Origin of the sequence: Dietzia sp. B44 (assembly GCF_014145245.1) — a bacterium.
GTDB classification, from domain to species: domain Bacteria; phylum Actinomycetota; class Actinomycetes; order Mycobacteriales; family Mycobacteriaceae; genus Dietzia; species Dietzia natronolimnaea.
Map to the genome: position 1 here is coordinate 28,962 of NZ_JAALEF010000511.1, position 279 is coordinate 29,240.

Annotated in this window: 1 protein-coding gene; it reads right to left on the minus strand. The window is 67.7% G+C overall.

Features of this window, described 5'->3' with window-relative positions:
• On the minus strand, window positions 1–279 hold a 279-nt coding region (locus G6017_RS15470), incomplete at both ends, for a transposase (protein ID WP_182618169.1).

Consider the following 279-nt stretch of genomic DNA (forward strand, 5'->3'; position numbering starts at 1 on the left):
GTCATTGGCGGTGAACGCCTTGAACAGGCGGACCTTCTGCTTGTCGGTCAGCAGCTCAGCGCGGGTGCGCAGGGTGCGGCGGATGCCGTACAGCGGATCGCCGGTCCGTCCCCGGTGTCCGGTGGTGGCCTGCTGGATGCGTTGGCGGCACACGGTGAGCTTGTCGGCGGCCAGGTGCACGACGTGGAAGGGTTCCATCACCGTGCGTGCTTCGGGGACGGCTTTGGCGGCGGCGGTGTGGTAGCCGGCGAATCCGTCCATCGTGACCACCTTGACTCG